Origin of the sequence: Kytococcus sp. HMSC28H12, assembly GCF_001816045.1 — a bacterium.
Taxonomy (GTDB): Bacteria; Actinomycetota; Actinomycetes; order Actinomycetales; family Dermatophilaceae; genus Kytococcus; species Kytococcus schroeteri.
Genome location: NZ_KV824680.1, coordinates 1 through 3,872 on the forward strand (window position 1 = coordinate 1; position 3,872 = coordinate 3,872).

Below are 3,872 nucleotides of genomic sequence, written 5' to 3' on the forward strand. Positions count from 1 at the left end.
CCGCCCGGCCCCCACAGCCCGCCCCGCAGCACCGCATCGCGCCCCGCCAGCCACAGCACCGCGCCGGTCACCAGCACCACCACCGCGCCCAGGCCCAGCAGGGCACCCACCGCGGAGCTGCCCAGCCCCAGCGCCGTGGACCCCATGGGGATGGCGTCGCTCATCCACGCGGTGCCGGCACAGTCCACCCGGTGGGCGCCCGAACGCTCCACGGTGAACGACCCCCGTGGCCGCACGTCTGCTGCCACCACGCGCGAGTCGTAGGACTGCCAGCCCACCGGCACGGCCGCTCCGTCCGGGCCCACCACGGAGCAGCGCTCCGACGGCCCACCCTGCGGCCCCAGCAACAGGTGGTGGTCACCCTGCTGCAGCTGCACCGCCTCGGCGGTCGCCACGGGGCGGCGCGTGGCGGCGGCGTCAGTGGCCCCGGACATCCCCACGGCGCCCACCACCATCAACAGCACCGCCACGAGCACGCCGATCGCGCCCATCGTGGTCAGGACCTTTCCCCATCCCCTCATGGCACCCTCCTGCTCGTTCTCGACCAGCACACACACCGTCGCACCAACCGGCCGGCCGGCTCCTCACCCCGATGGCGGACGCTGCGCCACGGCCCCTCGCGCCGGTGCCCCGCCGGGCGGAGCACGCCCGGCCACCGGTTCCTCCCGGGGGTGCGCCCGCATCCGCCCGCGCGGGGGCCCGCACACGCGAGGGTGCGCAGGGACCCGGGACGGGGCAGGTGTCCGCGCCCTCCGGGCAGCCCGATGCCGGGGAGGCCTCGGCCGGGGTGTCGTCCACCTGGTCGCCGCCCTCGCAGCCGTCCTGGAAGGTGTGGAACAGGCCGAGCCAGTGGCCCACCTCGTGGGTGCCGGTGTCGCCCTCGTTGTACGGCGCCGCGTCGCCGCCGGGCGCCGAGCCGGTCAGGATGACCACGCCGTCGTCGGTGCCGGGGTTCGGCTCGGGGAAGGTGGCCCAGCCCAGCAGCCCGCCACCCAGGTTGGCCGTGTACAGGTTGAGGTCACCCGCGCCGCCCTGGTGCAGCTCGGACCCCATCTCGTCCTCGGCCGGGGCGCCGGGGGAGACCCCGTACCAGGCGTCGTCGGCGGTGGTGGTGTCGGCCAGCGTGAAGCTGAACCCCGCGTCGGCGTACGCCTCGTTGAGTACGTCCATCTGCTGGGCCACCTGCTCCTCGGTGAGCGCGCCGTTGCCCTGCGAGTCGGTGATGACGTGGAAGTACACCGGCACCTCGTAGGTGGCCTGGCGCTCCACCGCGGAGGTGGAGCTGCCGCCGAAGGGGTTCACGCGCTGCAGGGTGCCGTCGGCGCCCACCACCAGCCCCTTGCGGGCCAGGGCGGACAGGGAGCGGTGCATGAGGGGTGCCTCCGGGACGTGTCCGTGTGTGCGGACGAAACGGACTGGTGCACCGAACCTGGGCAGCACCCAGCCCGTTCCCGGAGGGACTTGACCAGCTCATGAGCACGTCCGCATACGACCGTGGCGCATCACTCCCAGGGGGCGCGGTGCGACGGCGGCGTCGGTTGTCCGGGCCCGGGCTGGCCGTAGGGGGTGCTCGTGGGCTGGCCGTTCACCGTGTACCCGCCCTGCGGCGTCGGCTGCACGTACGGCGGGTTCTGGCCCGGCTGGCCGTAGCCGCCGCCGTACCCGCCGCCCCCGTACCCGCCGTAGGGGCCACCCGGGTGGTGCGGACGGTTCGCCCGGTTGGTGCCCGCAACCCACAGGATGATGCCGAGCACCAGCGCCAGTCCCGCGCCGAGGCCCACCGGGACGGCGCCCACCAGGCCCAGCGCCGCCAGGCCCAGGGAGGCCATCGACACGGGGTCGGTGAGGCGCACGTCCGGGTCGGTGCAGCGCACCGTGTGGGGGCCGTCCGTGGTCACGGTGATGCCGCCGACGAGGTCCACGAAGTCCTTGGCCAGATCCACCTGGTCGTCGGAGGGGGACGTGGACACGGGATCGCCGTCCGGCCCCTGGACCGTGCACGTGGCCGAGCTCCCCGTGTCGAGGGGGTGGGTCAGCAGGTGCCCGTCCCCGGCATGCAGCTCGCGGGTGATGCCGGAGCCCACCTTCTGGCCCCCCTCGACCGCGTTGACGGCGCGGCCGGCACCCACCAGGCCCATGACCCCCAGCACCACGGCCGCGATGACGCCGAGCACCCCCAGCACCACCAGCACCTGTCCCGCACGCTTCATCGTCGTCCTCCTCGGTCCTCGCCCCGTCAACCCGTCGGGGTGAGCGTCGCACCCCACCGCGGCGCGCGGGCCGGTGCCGTGGGTGGAACCGGCCCTGCCACCGCCCCGGCGGGCACCGCCCACGGTCGGAGGATCAGAGCAGCTCGAGCAGCTGTTGGGCCGCCAGGTAGGCGAACAGCGCCGCGCACACCACCAGCATCGCGTTGCTCAGCCACCGGTTGCGCCACGCCGCCGGGGTGCGGTCGGTGTTGAGGATCCACAGCAGCGTGATGGCCAGGAAGGGCATGAAGAAGGCGCCCAGCACGCCGTAGGCGAGGATCAGCCAGACCGGCTTGCCGAGGAACATCATGACCATCGGCGGAAAGGTCAGCCACAGCACGAAGGCCGTGTACCAGCGTCCGCCGGCCTGCCGGTCCGGGTGGTCCTCGGGCTTGCCCAGGGCGTCACCGGCGAAGTCCGCGAACATCATCGACACGCCGTTCCACACGCCGATGAGGGAGCTCATGGCCGCCGCCCAGAAGCCCACCAGGAAGAGCGTGCCCACCGCGCGGCCGTAGCGGTCGGCGAGCACGTCCGAGAGCTGCAGCAGGCCCTTGTCGCCCGAGCCCACCGACTGGGTGCTGGAGTACAGCAGCTCGGCACCCACGATGAGCGTGGAGATGACGAAGATGCCGGTGACCACGTAGGCCACCGTGTTGTCCGTGCGCATGAGCCGCATGTGCGCCGGGGTGGTCCAGCCCTTCTCGCGGATCCAGTAGCCGTAGGCCGCCAGCGTGATGGTGCCGCCGACGCCGCCGGCCACCGAGAGCAGGTTCACCAGGCCACCGGCGGGCACCTGCGGCACCAGCCCCCGCAGCAGCTCCGGCAGGTTGGGCAGGGTGAACGCGGCCGCGGCCACCATCACCACGAACATGACGCCCACCAGGGCCGCACAGACCTTCTCGAAGACCTCGTAGCGGCTCAGCAGCACCAGGGCGGCGCCGAGCAGGCCCGAGATGATGCCCCACCACGCCACCGAGAGGCCCGGGAAGAGCGCGTGCAGCGGGATGCCGGTGCCGGCCATGGCCGCCGCGCCGTAGACGAAGCCCCAAATGACGATGTACGGCGCGAAGTACCAGCTGGTCCACCGGCCCAGGCTGCGCCACCCCTCGTAGATGGTGTGGCCGGTGGCCAGGCTGTAGCGGCCCGCTCCCTCCACGAGGGCGATCTTGAGCACGCAGCCCACCACGACCGCCCACAGCAGGGCGTAGCCGTACTTCTGGCCGGCGATGACGGTGGCCACCAGGTCGGCCGCGCCCACGCCGGTGGCGGCGACCACCAGCCCGGGGCCGATGAGGGAGAACCCGCGGCGTTGCTCGACGCGACCGGTGGCGGGGGTGCCGGCGGCGGGCGGGGTGTCGGGGGCGGCGTGGCTCATGGGGACTCCATCGCGACGGGGGAGGGGAGGGCAGCACCCTACGACGGAGCGTGCCCCGGGTCACACGGGTCTGGTGCGAGGACGAGGACCGGCCGGGCGGGAGGGTCAGGCGGTGGTCGCGGCCTCGACCAGGGTGGTGGCGGTGTCCTCGGCGGCCTCGATGGCGTCGTCGGCCGGGCCGCGCAGCATCAGGGCGAGCATGCCCTCGTAGGCCACCTCCACCCGGTCGGCCAGGCGGGCCGCGG

General features: G+C 73.7%; 4 protein-coding genes. All 4 read right to left on the reverse strand.

The window, feature by feature from the left end; genetic code table 11:
• On the reverse strand, positions 1–521 hold a 521-nt coding region (locus HMPREF3099_RS10975), incomplete at its 3' end, for a hypothetical protein (RefSeq protein WP_141762144.1).
• Positions 418–1,371 carry a zinc metalloprotease gene (locus HMPREF3099_RS10980; protein WP_083323731.1) on the reverse strand — a complete coding sequence of 318 codons (954 nt, stop codon included), beginning with the start codon at positions 1,369–1,371 and terminating at the stop codon, positions 418–420. The genes HMPREF3099_RS10980 and HMPREF3099_RS10975, both read right to left, overlap by 104 nt.
• A gap of 131 nt (positions 1,372–1,502) precedes the next feature.
• Positions 1,503–2,210 carry a hypothetical protein gene (locus tag HMPREF3099_RS10985; protein ID WP_070706070.1) on the reverse strand — a complete coding sequence of 236 codons (708 nt, stop codon included), beginning with the start codon at positions 2,208–2,210 and terminating at the stop codon, positions 1,503–1,505.
• Between the two features lie 133 nt (positions 2,211–2,343).
• Positions 2,344–3,627: an Nramp family divalent metal transporter gene (locus HMPREF3099_RS10990; protein WP_083323732.1), complete on the reverse strand. Its 1,284-nt coding sequence runs from the start codon at positions 3,625–3,627 to the stop codon at positions 2,344–2,346.
• Between the last annotated feature and the right edge of the window lie 245 nt (positions 3,628–3,872).